Source organism: Ensifer sp. 22521, assembly GCF_052044795.1.
Classification (GTDB): domain Bacteria; phylum Pseudomonadota; class Alphaproteobacteria; order Rhizobiales; family Rhizobiaceae; genus Ensifer.
Genome location: NZ_JBQENM010000015.1, coordinates 117,949 through 134,062, shown reverse-complemented (window position 1 = coordinate 134,062; position 16,114 = coordinate 117,949). Strand labels below are relative to the sequence as shown.

Here is a 16,114-nt window from a genome sequence, read left to right as displayed (position 1 = left end):
TCAATCGAGGCGCAAAGGCCGCTGCAGCACTTTGAATTGCTGCATGTTTTCGTCCTTCAATCGACCACGATCGAAGGAACCATGCAGAAGGCGGCGACAGAACCGGGGAAATTCCCCGGCTCCGTGTCGCGCCATGGCGCGCTGGGAGGTGCACAGCCATGGCCTGATGGCGGTCAGTACTTGCCTTCGTCGTCGAAGATCTGCGTCCAGTCCTTGGTAAGACCGTCGAGTGCATCCTGCGCAGACCCCTGGCCGGCGACCACATAGTCGTGGAAGCGCTTCTGCGTCGCCTGAAGCAGCGAGGCATAGGAGGGCTCAGCCCAGAAGTCCTTCACGATCGCCATGGAGTCGAGGAAGGTCTGGGCATAGGGCTGACTGGTTGCAAAGCCAGGATCTTCGACGACTTTGCGCAGCGCCGAATAGCCGCCCATCTGCCACCACTTCTGTTGGATTTCCGGCTGGGCGAACCACTTGATGTAGGCGAGGGCATCGTCCTGCTTCTCGGACGCTGAGACTACGGAGATGCCCTGGCCGCCGAGCTGCGCGAAGGCAACGCCATCGGGACCGGCCGGGTTCGGGAAATAGCCCGACTTGTCGCCGCCCACATTGGCATCGGCATTGATGCCGGGCCAGGTAAAGGCGAAGTTCATGTGAAGGGCAACCTGGCCTGACTTGTAGGCGTCGATGTCCTCGGACATGTAGGCGTCGGAATGCCCAGGCGGCGTGCAGCAGTCGTAGAGCGCCTTATAGAACTCCAGCCCCTTCACCGCCTTGGCGGAATTCACGTATCCCTCGAGCTCGTAGGGCTTGTCGGGGTTTTGATACTCGAAGCCGAAGCTGTAGAGCACGTCCATCGCACCCATGGTGATGCCTTCTGATCCGCGCTCGGTGTAGATCGCAGCACCATAGACCGTCTTTCCGTCGATCTCGCGTTTCTGGAAGAATTCGGCGATGTCCTTGAGTTCGGCAAAGGTCTTCGGCACGGCAAGGTCGCGGCCGTACTTGCTCTTGAATTCCGCCTGCAGTTCGGGGCGGGCGAACCAGTCCTTGCGGTAGCTCCAGCCGACGACGTCGCCGAATGCCGGCAGCGCCCAGTAGTTTGGTGAGTTCTTCGGCCACTCGGCATAGCCGACGACGGTTGCGGGGATGAAGTCGCTCATCTTGATCCCTTCCTTGTCGAAGAAATCGTTGAGCTTGACGTACTGGCCGTTTTCAGCCGCACCGCCGATCCACTGGCTGTCGCCGATCATCAGGTCGCACAGCTTGCCGCCGGAGTTCAGCTCGTTCAGCATGCGGTCGGCGAAGTTCGGCCATGGCACGAACTCATATTTCATCTTGATGCCGCTCTTGGCCTCGAAATCTTTGCTGAGTTCGACCAGGGCATTTGCCGGATCCCATGCCGCCCAGCAGAGCGTCAGCTCGGCTGCACTTGCGTTGCCGGTGTTTGCGACACTTGCCGCCAGCAGGGCACCCAATGCGGCCAATGATTTGAAATGACGAAGTTCCATAGCTGGGGCCTCCTCCCCTTCCTCCCGACCTCCATCGGAAGCTGAAAACGCCTGTGGCGAATAGCGGGCGCAAAGCGACGTTTCTTCGTGGGCAGGCCTCCCTCGCATCGCTCCGTGGCCTCACGCACTCCTCTGCCGGCCACAGCACTATTTTTATTGAGGTGCGCACCTCAATGCAAGCAAATTTTGAGGTGCGCACATCAATTCTTGCTTTTCGATTGCTTTTGTTGGAGGAATCGCCCTGAAGGATCGAGAGCAAAGAGAAGCGATTGCATGCGCCCTACCGCGAAAGATCTGGCAGAGGCAGCCGGCGTGAGCCTGGCCACCGTCGACCGCGTGCTGAACGACCGGCCGAATGTCAGCAAGAAGGCTTTCCGCAAGGTCAACGACGCCATCGAGCGCATCGGCTTCGTCAGGAACCCGGCGGCGGTAGCACTTGCGCGCAACAAGACCTACCGGTTTCGCTTCGTCCTTCCCGTCTCCGGCGACCAGTATCTGAGCGAACTGATTGGGCGCGTCACCGAGGCACGCGACGCGCTGCGCGCCGATTCCACCGAGGTCGAGGCCGTGCAGATCCCGATGGCAGACCCGCACCACGTCGCCAAGTATCTGAGCCTCATCGATCACGAAATTGTCGATGGCGTCGCGGTGATGGCACCGGAATCGCCACAGGTGCGCGATGCGCTCGTGCGGCTCGTGGAACGAGACGTGAGGGTCGTGCAGTTCCTGTCAGGCCAGGAACGGCTGGAAAGGGCCGACTATGTCGGCATCGACAACTTCGCGGCCGGCGCCACGGCCGGCAAGATCGCAGGCCGCTTCATCGGCAACCAGCCCGGCAAGATCATGGTCGTGGCGGAAACCATGATGGCACTCGACAGCATCCAGCGCCGTCTCGGCTTCGACAGCATCATCAATGCGCAGTTTCCGCATCTCCAGTGTCTGCCTTCGCTCGAAACCTATGCCGACGAGAAACGCGCCGAATTGATCATCAACAGGACGTTGCAACATAACCCCGATACGCTTGCCGTCTATGTGCTGAGTTCCGAGGCGCGAGCGCCGTTAACGGCGGTCTGGAATGCGCAGGGCTCGCGTCAGCTCACCGTCGTTGCTCACGAGCGCACGCCGTTCAGCGAGCGGGCGTTGATGGACGAACGCATTGATGCCCTGATCGCCCAGGACCCCGGCCATGCGGTCAGAAGCGCACTGCGCATCATGCGCGCCCGCGCAGATCATCGCGAGCTGCTGGCTTCGCAGGAGAGGATTCGCATCGAGATCCTGCTCAAGGAAAATCTTCAGTTTCAGGGCCCCTAGAGTGCCGTTGGCAGCCACAGCCGGTCTATACAGGCAGTGGCGATCAGGGTCGCACGGGAAGACGGGCGTCCCGCGATCGCGAGATTGCTTCAGAACATCTGGGCAAGCGTCTCAACGACCCGCGGCGTCGAGAGACCTTGATTGCATTGGCGCGCCGGAAGAAGCGTGCGGCATTGCCGGGCCATTGCCCTTTGGGCGGCCACGTTAAGCCGTCCGTCAACCGGCCCGACGCGCACACCGTTTTGGCGCAATTGTGCTTCTATCAGGTAGGCAAACAGTCGAGGGTTGGTCCTTGCCAAATCACGCACGACCCTTTGGCGTTCCGGTTGTGTCAGGGACTTAAACCTGTTGCTGAGCGCCGCAAACGCGCTGGCTTTTGCCGTCGAGGCATCCAACAGAAAGGTTTGAATGCTTTTTTCGGGGCCCGAGAGCAGGTCGGCCGACGCGAGCAAGACCGACTTCGCTTTCGCGTTGTCCCTTTTCACGAGTTGTGTGCGGCCATCGCGCTTGCCATCACGATAGGCTTCGATCAAATCGATTGCGGCAATCCGATCACCCTCCTTGGCAGCTTTCTGCAGGACGGCGAGAGCCTTCTTGCTGCTGCGCGTGATGCCTTGACCGTAAAATAGGGCCTCGGCGACAACCGATGATGCTCCGACCACTTTCTCGTCTGCGGAGCGTTGGAGCAAGGCCATTCCCGCAGCTGCATTCTTGCGTGTCTTTGTCAACGCCTTGAAGCGGCCGAGCGCCACATTGGCACCCGGGTTCCCCGTTTCGAAGGCCATCTGGTAGTACCTTTCGGCCTCCTTCGTATTGCGCGGGACAAGACGTCCGTTGTTGTAGGCATCACCGAGTCTGAGCATCGCTGAAACGCTACCCTGCTCCGCTGCGGCCTTATAATGTTTCACAGCCAGCTTCGGATCTTGCGCAGTAACTTGCCCCCCGCCGTAAATGTCACCGAGGGAGAGCAGGGCGGAAGCTGAGCCCTCGGCCGCCAGCGATGAAAGCACATTGACCGCCGAAGCGACGTCCTTCTTTATGCCCTGGCCGCGTGCTTCCATCTCGGCAAGGCGTATTTTGGCGTCCACATCGCCCTGCTCGGCTGCCTGGCGATAGTGCTCAAGCGCAGCGCTGTAGTCCGCCTTTACATCATCTCCCTCGGAATAAAGGTCGCCCAGCCGTAGATGCGCCCGGACGGATCCCAAATGCGCCGCCTTCTCAAGCGCCGCGACGGCAGGCGCTGGCTGCAATGGGATACGTCCGGAGAGGTAGAGTTCGGCGAGTGTGACCAGGAGATCCGGGCTCTCGCTTGCTCCGAGTGCACGAAGCTCCGCCATGCCGGCATTCACATTTGGTTCTGTCCCCTCACCCCTGATTGTCAGTTCGGCGACACGTAGGTGGCCTTCCAGGTTGCCTTGATCTGCTGCGGTGCTATAGGCCGCAAACGCCTTAGCTGGATCGTCCGACCGATAGCCGTCACCAAGCCTCAACATGGCCCTCACGCTGCCTTGATCTGCGGCTTGCTGGTAATATTGCCGAGCCCGCAGCGGATCAACTGGCACCGTTTGGCCCTTGGCGTAAAGGTCACCCAAAGAGTAGGCCGCGCCCGCTTCACCTTGGGCGGCAAGCATCGCCAGTTCGCCGGTGGCGCTTCCCGCGTCGGGAGCCATGCCCCGGCCGAGTGCCTTCATTTCAGCGAGCCGCACCTTCGCCTCCAGGCTGCCTTGATCGGCCGCCTGGCGATAGTGCTCTAGTGCGAGAGCATAGTTGACCGTCACGGCATCCCCGGCGGCGTAGAGATCGCCGAGCCGTACATGCGCCGGCACCGAGCCGAGGCGCGCAGCGCGCTCCAAGGTTGTGATGCCGAGTTCCGGCTGCATGGGCACGCGACCGGACAAGCAGAGGTCGGCAAGCGCTTCCAGTACGTTCGGATTGTCACTTTCGGCGAGCGATCGCATCGTCGCAACGCCTTGCGGGACATCGCGTAACGTTCCTTCGCCACGGATCGTCAGCTCCGCAACACGCAGGCTGCCGTCTAGACTACCCTGCTTGGCCGCTGCGCTAAAGGCGGCGAAGGCCTTGCCTGGTTCGCGACCTCGATAAACGTCGCCGAGCCGCAGGAGCGCCGTCAAACTCCCTTGTTTTGCGGCTTGTTCGTAGTAGTGGGCGGCCCGGATCGGATCATTGGGCATCACGCCTGCACGTCCATAGAGATCGCCAAGGGCGAGTGCAGCGCTGGCTTCGCCTCTGTCGGCAAGCGCCGCCAATTCGGCACTGGCGGCCTCCATGTTCTGCTCTCCACCTTGGCCTCGGGCCTGCATCTCTGCAAGCCGTATCTTCGCCTCGACGTTGCCCTGTTCTGCCGCCCGGCGGTAGTAGCTTTGGGCCAGCGGAAAGTCGGTCGTGGCCGCCTCGCTTTGCGAATAGAAATCCCCAAGCCGCAGCAATGCGGCGACATTGCCTTGCGCGGCGGCCTGTCGATAATAGTCCGCCGCGCGGGCGCGATCGGCCGGCACCGCCTCGCCCTTGCTATAAAGATCGCCGACGGCAAGCGACGCCTCGGCCCCGCCGCGCGCGGCAAGGTTTTCCAGCTCGGTCTTGGCAGCGGAGAGGTCCTGGGGGATGCCCTTGCCCTGCGCCCGCATTTCCGCAAGCCGAACCTTGGCCTCCAAATTGCCCCGCTCTGCCGCGCGGCGATAGTGATCGAAGGCGGCCGCAAAGTCCGTCCTCACCCCCTTGCCCGCGTAATAGAGGTCGCCCAATCGAACATTCGCCGTGGTGCTGCCTTGCGACGCGGCTTGCCGGAAATATTGCACTGCTTGCGCGGGATCAGCCGGGACTACTTTTCCGTCACTATAAAGATCACCCAATGCCAGTGAAGCCTCCTGTCTGCCAGATGCAGCAAGGCTTTTAAGCTCGGCCTGGGCCGGCGCGAGGTCCTGCGGAACGCCAAGGCCCCGGGCTTTCATTTCCGCAAGCCGGACCTTCGCCTCAACGCTACCCTGGCTTGCCGCCTGACGGTAGAAGTTTTGCGCGCGAGCGTAGTCAGTCATGGCCGTCTGGCTCTTGGAGTAAAACTCGCCGAGACGTATCATCGCCGTCACGCTGCCGCGTTCGGCCGCCTGGCTATAGTACTCGACCGTGCGCCCAGGGTCGGCTTGCACAACCTCCCCCTGGCGATAGAGCTCACCGAGAGAAAGCGCGGCTACCGTCTCTCCCTTTTCGGCCAGGGCAGCCAATTCTTGTGTGGCCGATGCCACATCCCGCGCCATGCCCTGTCCCCGAGCCTTCATTTCGGCGAGCCGGACTGCGGCCTCCGTGTTCCCCCGACTGGTAGCCTGCCGATAATAGTTTTGCGCCAGAGCAAAGTCCGCCACTGGCGACCCGCTTTCGGAGTAATAGCTCCCCAGTCTCAGCAACGCGGTAATGCTGCCGTTCTGGGCGGCCTGCCGGTAGTAATGCAGCGCTCTCACCGGATCGGCTGGGACCACGTCTCCCGCGCCATAAAGGTCCCCAAGCGAGATCGCAGCGGCGGTCTCTCCCCTGTCGGCGAGCGCAATCAATTCACGCGTTGCCGTTGCTACGTCGCGGGCAGTCCCCTGGCCCCGCGCCGTCATTTCAGCCATCCGGATCTTTGCCTCGTTGCTGCCACGCTCTGCCGCCTGGCGATATTGGTCGAATGCTCCGGCGTAGTTCGTCGCCAAAAGACCGCCAGCAGAGTAAAGATTGGCCAAGCGAAGATGTGCGGTGGCGCTTCCCTGCGAGATCGCCTGCCTATAGTAGTTGACGGCGGCCGATGGATCTTGGGGTACGACCTTTCCTTCGGCATAGAGATCACCAAGGGCGAGGGACGCGCTGGCCTCCCCTCCCTTGGCAAGCGCCGCCAGATCGGCGGTGGCAGCCGTCACGTCTTGCTGGACGCCCAGCCCTCTTGCCTCCATCTCCGCAAGCCGCACCCTTGCCTCAACGCTACCAAGCTCTCCGGCGCGGCGATAATAGCCGGCAGCAAGGGTTGGGTCGGCAGGCACGACCTGTCCATTGCTGTAGAGTTCGCCAAGCGCAATCGCTGCGGCTTTTTCTCCTCCTTTTGCCAGGGCGGTCAATTCGCTTGTCGCCGACGCGACATCCGGCGCCATACCCTGGCCGCGCGCCTTCATTTCGGCGAGCCGAACCTTCGCCACCAAATTCCCTCGTTCAGCAGCGCGGCGGTAGTGGTCTAGCGCTGCCGCGTAATCCGTCGCCGATGTGGTGCCGGCGGAATAGAGGTCGCCAAGCCGCAAATACGCAGTCATGCTGCCTTGCGTGGCCGCCTGGCGATAATATTGCAAACCCTGCGTCGGATTGACCGGTACGGCTTCTCCCCTGCCATAGAGGTCGCCCAACGCCAGCGCGGCAGCCGTCTCACCCCGCTGCGCGAGCTCGGTCAGTTCCCGGGTCGCGGCGGATACGTCCCGCGCAATACCTTGCCCGCGTGCTTGCATTTCGGCGAGCCGGATCTTGGCGCTCACATTCCCCCGGCCGACCGCTTGACGGTAAAAGTCCTGCGCAAGCCCGTAGTCGAGCATCGTCGGTTGGCCTTGTGAATAAAAGTCGCCGAGCCGCAACAAGGCGGTCACGCTGCCCCCATCGGCAGCCCGCCGATACTGGCTGAGAGCTTTCTCAGGATCGAACGCGACAACTTCGCCCCTACCATAGAGGTCGCCGAGAGCCAGTGAGGCATCTGCCTCGCCCGCTGCTGCGAGCTGCTCGAGTCCGGCTTTCGCGGCGGCGATGTCCTGGTTGATGCCGCGCCCCCGCGACTTCATCTCCGCCATCCGTATCTTTGCGTTGACGTTTCCTGCATCTGCGGCCTTGCGATAGAACTCGATGGCGCGCGCGTAATCGGCGGCGGTCCGTTCACCGTCGGAATAAAGGTCGCCAAGGCGAAGAAGCGCCGTGACACTGCCCTGTGCAACTGCCTGCTGATAGTAGAGGAGGGCCTGAGCTGGCTCGGCTGCCAGAGCCTGTCCGTCACTATACAGATTGCCGAGCGATAGCGAAGCGCCCGCGTCCCCGGCCGACGCGAGAGAATCCAACTCTGCCTTCGCGGCTGCAACGTCCTGCGTTGTGCCGCGTCCTCTCGCCTTCATTTCCGCGAGCCGCACCTTCGCACCGACGTTTCCCCTCGCCGCTGCCTGCTCATAGCTTACTCTTGCGGCCCTATAGTCGCCCGTTAGTGCGCCCTGGGTAAGGTAGAGATCGCCCAGTCGAAGCAAGGCCGTTATGCTTCCAAGCGCGGCAGCGTGCTGGTAATATCCGGTTGCGCGTGCCGGATCCGCTCGGGTGACTTCTCCGGAGTAATAGAGATCACCCAAGCTAAGGGCGGCAGCCGGTTCACTCCGTTCGGCAAGCGACGTCAAAATTCGCGTCGCCGTCGATACGTTGCGAACGACCCCCTGCCCGTGAGCCTCCATTTCTGCGAGCCGCACCTGGGCGCTCACGCTTCCTCTGCTGACGGCGCGCCGATAGTAGTCCTGCGCGAGGGTATAGTCTGGCTTAGCCCTACCGTTGCCAGCGTAGAGATCGCCAAGCCGTGTCAGCGCAGCGACGCTTCCCTGATCGACAGCACGTCGATAGTGGAGCCAGGCTTGGGCAGGATCGGCTGGCATGACATCCCCACGGGCGTAGAAATCACCCAAAAGAAGGGATGCCTCCCCCTCGCCGCGGGCTGCAAGGTTTTCCAGTTCGGCTTTGGCGGCGACGACATCCTGCTGCACGCCTCGGCCCATGGCCGTCATTTCTGCCAACCGGACCTTTGCACTGACGCTGCCCCTAGCGATTGCGGCACGATAGTATTCCAACGCACGTCCGTACTCGGGTCGGGATAACTCGCCTTGCGAATGGAATTCCCCGAGCCGGAGCAACGCCGTGACACTGCCCTGAGCGGCGGCCTGTCGATAGTAGATCAGAGCCTTGGCGGGCTCGATGGCTAACGCGCGCCCTTCGCCATAGAGATCGCCAAGCGCCAAAGAGGCACCGGCCTCCCCTGCACTTGCAAGCGTCATAAGTTCCGTCGTCGCCGCGGCAAGATCCCTCGGCATTCCGCGCCCTCGCGCCTTCATTTCCGCAAGCCGTACTCTCGCGCCTGGATTGCCGTTCGCTGCGGCCTGTTGATAGCTTTGAACGGCTGGACCATAGTCGCCAGTCACCGCCCCCTCATCCGCATAGAGGTCTCCAAGCTGCATCAGCGCCGTCCCGCTGCCACGGGCGGCGGCCTGACGGAAGTATTTTGCCGCACGAACCGGGTCAGCCAGCACGACATCGCCTTTCAGATAGAGACTTCCAAGGGAGAGGTCGGCAATCGGCGAGCCGAGATCGGCCAGAGCCTGCAATTCGCGCACCGCCTTCGTCACGTCGCGGGCCATGCCTTGACCGCGCGCCTGCATTTCGGCAATCCGAACTTTTGCATCCACATTTCCGTGTCCCGCAGCCAGACGGTAATGAACAAGCGCGGCGGAATAGTCCGAAACCAGGACTGTTCCGGCGTAGTAGAGTTCGCCGAGCCTGAAGTGCGCCCTTGCGGAACCCATATCTGCCGCCTTGCGCAGCGCCGAAACCGCGATATCGGTCTGTTCCGGTATGCGTCCGGAAAGGCAAAGCTCAGCTACTAGCTCCAGCACGCTGGGATTTTCGGATTGACCGAGCACGCGCAGGCTCGCCTCGCCTGCCGTCACATCGCGTTTCGTGCCCTCACCCCGGATCATCAATTCCGCCATCCGCAACTGCGCCGCGGGGATCCCCTGATTTGCCGCCTCGGCATAAGCGGCAAATGCCTTTTCGGGATTGCGAGGGACGAGTTCGCCACGACTGTAGAGATCACCGAGACCAAACAGCGCGCCCCGATAGCCGTAGGCCGCCGCACGTTCGTAAAGAGTAAGCACGCGGGCGCCATCGGGCGCTTCGTTAACAACCTCACCCGAGCCTCTCGGCTGCGATACCGCGACAATCGCATCCGGCCCGGCATTGCGCAGCATGCCTTCATACTCGCCGAGCAGACGATCCACGGTCGCGGCATCGACCTTGCGTGCAATGTAGAGGTCAGCCAGTTGCGCCAGTGCCCGGCCTAGGTTGGGTTGGAAGACAAGCTGTTGCCCTCCTTCAGGCCGATCGTGTTGGGATAGAGGGTCGATCGCTGAGGTTTCCGGCGCGGCGGCAGACGCCGACCCGGCCCACAGGACACCGACAGCGACAGCGACAAGTCCGATCCAGCCCGAGGAACTCATCACGCCCCACTTTCTGCTCCGGCCACTTGGCGCCTTGGAAACACCGAGCGGTGCAAGGCGCGCAGGCGTCTTGCTGCGCGCCAACCGGTGGCAATCAGCCGATCGGCTGGTGGTGCGACGGGAAGCTGCGGCGTCTCGATCATATCCAAGAGCGCGTCTGGCGTCACTTCACTGGTGACAACAATGCGAGAAAGAGCGAAGAGATTTTCCGTCTCGTCGCTGAGCGCGTGACGAACACGGCAGGCGGCGAGGTATCCAGCATCTTTTGCAATCCTGCGCGTTGCGCGGGACGCGTAGCCGTGAGGGTATGCGAATGTGGTGACTGCCGCGCCCAACCCGTCTTCCAGGGCCCTCTTGCTGTCGCGAAGCTCGCTGGTAGCCTTTGCAAAGGACAGTGTGTCAAGTTCGGGATGAGTTACAGAGTGCGCGCCGATCTCGATCCCAGCGTCGTGCAGGTCACGCAGCGCGGTCCAGTTGAGCATTGGGCGATTGCCTTCATCGAGATCCGCAAGCCATCGAGCGGTCGCCCCCACGAAACCGGTGGCGACATAGAGTGTGGCGGCAAACTTCCGGTCGACCAGAACTGGCATTGCGGCTTCGGCAAAGTCGCGAAGTCCATCGTCGAAGGTAATGACGCAGGTGCGCGGAGGGATCGGTTGTCCGCCGCAACGCAATAGCGCAAGGTCGCGAACCGTCATTGAGCGGTAGCCGCGCTGCGTCAGGGCCTGGAGATGTGCGTCCAACTCCCGCTCGGTCACCAGCCAGCGTCGATAGGCCGGGCCGCAAGTGCGGCCGACGCTGTGATAGACCAGGATCGGGATAGCTTGCATGTCAAACCTCTCTTTCTGCCGGTCGTCTTTCGCCAATGCCATTACGCGGTCGATCGTCGCGCCGACGTTTTGCTAGGCTGCGCAAATAGCCTGGCACACCTGCAAGGATGCCAAGGCGCTCCATCCAGACGAGTCGTATCGGGTAATCGCTCGGTAGCCGCGCGGTTTTCTGCGATGTCGGCCCGGCCATGTGTAAGATACCTGCTGGAAATGCCGCAGCGAGCCGAATAGCCCGACGTGGTTCGTCGACAACGATCTTCGTCAGGTAGGCACCAAGCCCCATGCCATAACAAAAGGCTTGCCGACGCATGCCGTCTTCGCCGCGGCGGTGGTAGTGCCAGATAATGCCCTGAGGCTGGTAGACCAGTCTAAAGCCGCCGCTAACGATGGCGAAGAAGGCAGCAAGGTCATCGCCGCCACGCGCCAGCGTTCCAGCACCCAGTGCTGCATCGAAGCCGCCAACCCGGCGCAACGCACTTGCCCGGAACGCCATGTTGGCACCTGAACCGAATTGACCAGCGGTGAAGGGAAAGAGCATGCTTTTGGGACGGTTCGCCTCCAAATCGTAAACTCGACGTTGCAGCCCCTTCCCGAAGCCGCCATGCCGCTCCGTCCAGACCTGCGCCCGAGTTTCGAGTTCGGCTGGCAGGATCAAACCGGTCACGCAACCGACAGCCTTATCCTCCTCCATCGGCGCTGCCATCGCTTCGACCCAATGTCTGTCGAGCACGACGTCATCATCGGTAAAGAGAACGATGTCGCTGGACACGTAGCGCAGGCCAGTATTGTGTGCCCGTCCGAGCCCCGGGGTTGGCTCGAGCACATAGTGCACCCGTCCGCGGTAATGTGTCGAAATCAGATCCAATGTCGCCGCCGAGGCCGGAGCGTTGTCGACAACGTGCACCTCATCGGGGGCGCGGGTCTGATCAAACAGCGAGGCGAGGCAGCGATCCAGGCTCTCTGCGCGATCACGCGTTGCAATCACCACCGCCACTCTTTCACGCGCAGGCGCGCGGTTGGAGTTGACTGAAGGCAAGGAGCGCACGGAGCCGATCTCCGCGAGCAAGTCTGCAGGCGCAATCACGGGGCCAGAATGCTGCAACTCGACGAGTGCGAGCGGCTGCGCGCCAGAGCGGATCAAACAGAAAACGCCGCCATAGGGCACATCGCCGCTCGGCCTGGTAAGGTCGATCGCCGGAAGTGGCTTGGTATGGTCTATGTCTACGATCTTGATTGGGCGGAAAGGACTTGAGTGTCTGGAGAATTTTGCGGCAAGATAGGCTGCCGTGGTAAAAATAAGCCCCGCGACGATTGTGAACGCACGCATCGGCCCCGAAGGGTCAAGTCGCGTCACCATATCCATTAAGCCGCGAAAGACGCCAGCCGGCAAGGTGCGGGTAACATAGGCACGCTCGGCACCAAGCTTGTCGCCCGCCCCTGCGGTTTCGACCACAGCACTTTTCGAGCGTCCCTCAGCCTGGCATCGTCTGCGGAAGTAGGCCCACCGCGTCCGTTCTCTGGTAACGTGGTGATGAACCACGGCTAGCGGATCGTAGAGAATGACTGCTGCCGGGAAGTGCCGGCGGGCGCGAATGCAAAGCTCTGTTTCCTCGCACCCGGCGGCATCCTGGCCACTGCGACCGAGACCTTCGCGAAAGCCGCCCACGGCATCGAAGACCGTCCGTCGGAACGACATGTTGCAGCCAATCGGATTGCGAACCGGGCTCAGCCTGTTCGGCAGGCCCTTGTAACTGCAGCCGACCACCCACTGGAATTCTTCTGGAAACCAGCGCGGTCGCTGATCTGGCCAAAGTGGCAGCACCTTGCCACCGACGCCGATAATGTTTGGATCCACAAAGTGCAGCGTGAGCCGTTGCAGCCAGTCGGCTTCGGCGACAGCGTCGTCGTCAAGAAACGCAACGATATCGCAGGGCGCGGCGGCACGCACGCCGGTGTTTCGCGCACCCGAGAGGCCTCGCGCCCCGTCATTGGCGATCACCTCGACACCGGGGTAAGAGGTCCGCATCTCCCGCAGCAGGTCGTCGTTGTGGTCGATGACGACGACGAGCCGATCAGGTTTGCGCGCTTGTTTCAATACCGAGTTAATAGCGTCGCCCAGTTGTAGGCGGCGCTCATCGCAGTAAGCGCAGATCACAACCGCAATCGAAGACATGGCAGGCCTCAACCTGCCCGCTGCGTACGGTTTCTGACCATGGCACCGGCGCGACTGCGTTGACTGAGGCCCAGCCGAGCAATTGTCTTCAGGACGCGCCAGCCATCGGGGATCGTGCGTAGATTGCTGACGCCGTGAATCCGCGCATATTCCCGGCTCGGAAGCTCCGCTATGGCGAGGCCTGCTTGGAGTGCGCGGATATTCATTTGCGTTTCGATCTCGAAACCGGTCGCGGACTCGACCCGCAAATGGGGTAAAACGTCACGCCAGAAGGCGTTGTAACCGTAGCAAAGATCGCTATAGCGGCCGCCGAAGCGCAGACGCACCAATTGCAGCAGACCCCAGTTTCCAAGACGTCGGTACCACTCCATGTCACGCGTATCGCCGCCTTGGAGAAACCGCGAACCCTTTACAAAATCGGCGCCTGCAAGCAATGCACCCACAAAACCAGTCATCTCTTCCGGGTCAGCGGAACCATCCGCGTCAAGGGTGATGAGGATGTCTCCGCGGGCCGCGGCGAAACCAGCAGCAAGCGCCACCCCTTTTCCAAGGCGCGGCTGCTCTATTACGACGATATCGGGCATAAGTTCGCGCGCAACGGCGACGGTTCCGTCGGTAGAGCTTCCGTCGACAAGGATGACCTCGTCTATCCAGGCGGGTATGCGTGGCAGGACATGCGGTAGGTTTTTTGCCTCATTTACTGTAGGGACGATGACACTGACCCTTGGGACAACGATGGCCCTGTCCATGGTGGACGGGCGGAGGGCTGCTCTTAACGAATTGTGAAAATGCTCACCCATCTTATTCAAAATCCTCCAACCAAAAAAAGAAAATTGAAAACAATAAGCGTTCATCCCCGGTCATGCAGATGGCCGCGGAAGAGAAAAGTGTGTATTACTTGTACATATTCAGTTTTATTACAATATTCTAACTTTGTAAACTACCGCGTGAATTTCTTGAAAAAGAGCATTTTATAGCAGAAACCGTTATTTTCCTTGGTTTATTCCAAGATAGGCTCGACGGTACCGTTTTATTGCAGAAATATGTCACAGTATAACGGATGGAATAGTTCCGTTCACAAAAAAATTTAGGAAACAAATTCTCTCACGGACGCAATTTCTCCGGTGTCGTTATATTTATACCCTTTATTTTTCTCTGGAATATAAGATATTTTCCGAATTTCAATACATAAACCTTAATATCAGCAACCCCTTAAATGAAAGAATTCGCCGGAGATCCATGACGAGCGGAGCCACACTGTGAGCGCATATGGCTGACTGCTATCCACACACGTTGTCGTGACCAGAGCGCCTCGTCGTCGCGTCAGTTAAAGAACAGCTCGCCTTCGGATATGCTGGTTTGTGTGCCGTAGAAGCACAACATAGCGCCTCGCAAAGCTGAGCTCAGTCGAATCTAACCGATTGAATTTGCCTAATTATGAGGGATAACGGAGGGTTGCAACCCACTAAGGTTGCAAGACCGATGGCTTATCAAGCGGGAATCGCGTATCTTGCAGCGCGTGGCATGATGCAGATTACCGTGCAAACAAAGGTAAGCGAGGCTGATGCAGTCGGAAGAACATATCGCCAAGGCACCGACAACGGACCCAGTTAAGCGGTGGATGAAGCTCATGGAAGAGTGGAACGCTCTAATTGCGGACTTGAGGGAATTGCGACGTTCCATCGCAACAACCGCGAGCGCGGATAACGCTACCTTAATCCAGGCCGAGGCGGCGCTCGTCGCCAAAGGCCAGGCGCTTAAGGAAGAGATTGACGCTGTTCTCAGCGATGCCGCCAGTCAACGCCAGCCGGTCAACGGCCCACTGATTGTCGGAACCCTTATTCCGACGCCCAAAGGCGAGCAATAGCACACGTCCAGCCTAACCCATGCCGGCGTCAAGCTAAGAAGCTAACGAGCCTGAGAGCCGCCAACGCTGCAAATATCAATAGGCAGCCACCTGTGCACCATATTAGTGGGCGCAACCGGGATCGCGGCAAGCCAGTCTGTGCTCCCATCTGAACAAAAAATAGACCTGCGATCGCGGCGAGGCCACTTCCAACGTCGAGCGGGTTCGAATGGCGCAACGTCTCGAGATTTGCAGGCGCTTCGCGGATTCTGACATCGATCGGGACCATTCCGTCTTCGTCTTTACCCATGGCAATCCTTACAGACTTCACAGTACTAAGGGCCTCAATATTGTGACGTAGCTGTTCAACAGCTGCGGCGCTGTAGCGGTCGCCGGAACGAAAGGGAACGAGGCGCTGGAGTTCGGATTGCATGCGAAGAGCGCCACTAAACCGAACCTCACCGAAACGGTTGCGGGGGCCCAAGTCGAGATCAATGACAGCAGTCGCGACACCCTCGCCCTTACGGACCCAATCCGTTGCCCGTCGCCGTGCGTGCGCGAAATCTTGGGCGGTGACGATTTGGAGGATACGCCGAGTGAACGTATCAACGACGAATGTCGTCGCGGGCTGCCCGACAAACTCATCAATGATCGCGGCGAGCCGATCGAGGACCTCACGGTCCAGTTCCGATGGACGAATGCCCTTGAGTTCGACGGACGTCACCCTGTAGAGATCACCAAGCTTGGGGTGGAGAACTATTTGCCCTTTCTGATCCTCCTCGAAGACATCCGCGTCCAAATAGCCAAAGCCGGCGATCACGCCCTTGAGCCGGGCCTTTTCGGTCGCGAGCGCCTCCTTTCGTTCGGCCGGCGAAGCGCCGGCGCCTAACAGAAGCGGCAATTGGTAAGCCTGCTCAAGTGCCCGCGCGAGATACGGTAAGGAAATTTCCTGCGTGTCGAGCACCACCGATTGGGCTGACGCCGGTAAGACCGCAAACATCCAGACGGCGCCAGCGGTAAGGAACCTTGTGACGCGCCAGTTCATCTTTTTGAGCTTCTGTTTCGCCGTTAATATTCGGTTTTGCGATCGATGCGGCATTTGCTGGCTCCAAGCATAACCTGCCAGTGTGCTGTCCTACATTAGTAAAGCACAAAATTGTGAAGATGCACGCCCCCTAAGAGAT

General features: G+C 60.5%; 8 protein-coding genes. 2 read left to right on the top strand and 6 right to left on the bottom strand.

From position 1 onward, the window contains the following. Positions 1 to 173: 173 nt before the first annotated feature. A complete protein-coding gene (locus tag ACTJKE_RS22760; RefSeq protein ID WP_440660981.1) occupies positions 174 to 1,508 on the bottom strand; it encodes an ABC transporter substrate-binding protein in 1,335 nt (444 codons plus the stop codon). A gap of 273 nt (positions 1,509 to 1,781) precedes the next feature. Here ACTJKE_RS22760 and ACTJKE_RS22755 point away from each other — a divergent pair, with 273 nt between their 5' ends. Next, complete coding sequence (locus ACTJKE_RS22755; RefSeq protein ID WP_440692527.1) at positions 1,782 to 2,819, top strand: LacI family DNA-binding transcriptional regulator; 1,038 nt, start codon at positions 1,782 to 1,784, stop codon at positions 2,817 to 2,819. 89 nt (positions 2,820 to 2,908) lie between these two features. Here the strand turns inward: ACTJKE_RS22755 and ACTJKE_RS22750 are convergent, their stop codons facing one another. Genes ACTJKE_RS22750 through ACTJKE_RS22735 form a run of 4 tightly spaced genes read right to left on the bottom strand, consistent with a single transcriptional unit; the run spans position 2,909 to position 13,938 of the window. Next, on the bottom strand, positions 2,909 to 10,081 hold the full coding sequence (locus ACTJKE_RS22750; RefSeq protein ID WP_440692551.1) for a tetratricopeptide repeat protein: 7,173 nt from the start codon (positions 10,079 to 10,081) through the stop codon (positions 2,909 to 2,911). Continuing rightward, entirely contained in the window at positions 10,081 to 10,947 is an 867-nt protein-coding gene (locus ACTJKE_RS22745) for a polysaccharide deacetylase family protein (protein WP_197423457.1), read from the bottom strand. Before ACTJKE_RS22745 ends, ACTJKE_RS22750 begins: the two co-directional genes overlap by 1 nt. Next, a complete protein-coding gene (locus ACTJKE_RS22740; RefSeq protein ID WP_440692525.1) occupies positions 10,913 to 13,084 on the bottom strand; it encodes a glycosyltransferase family 2 protein in 2,172 nt (723 codons plus the stop codon). The genes ACTJKE_RS22745 and ACTJKE_RS22740 overlap by 35 nt, the downstream gene beginning before the upstream one ends. Positions 13,085 to 13,092: 8 nt before the next feature. After that, entirely contained in the window at positions 13,093 to 13,938 is an 846-nt protein-coding gene (locus ACTJKE_RS22735; RefSeq protein WP_245296116.1) for a glycosyltransferase family 2 protein, read from the bottom strand. Positions 13,939 to 14,648: 710 nt separating this feature from the next. Between ACTJKE_RS22735 and ACTJKE_RS22730 the strand changes: the two genes are divergently transcribed. Further along, complete coding sequence (locus ACTJKE_RS22730) at positions 14,649 to 14,951, top strand: hypothetical protein (RefSeq protein ID WP_058327526.1); 303 nt, start codon at positions 14,649 to 14,651, stop codon at positions 14,949 to 14,951. Between the two features lie 28 nt (positions 14,952 to 14,979). Here the strand turns inward: ACTJKE_RS22730 and ACTJKE_RS22725 are convergent, their stop codons facing one another. Further along, entirely contained in the window at positions 14,980 to 16,029 is a 1,050-nt protein-coding gene (locus ACTJKE_RS22725) for a POTRA domain-containing protein (protein WP_058327527.1), read from the bottom strand. Between the last annotated feature and the right edge of the window lie 85 nt (positions 16,030 to 16,114).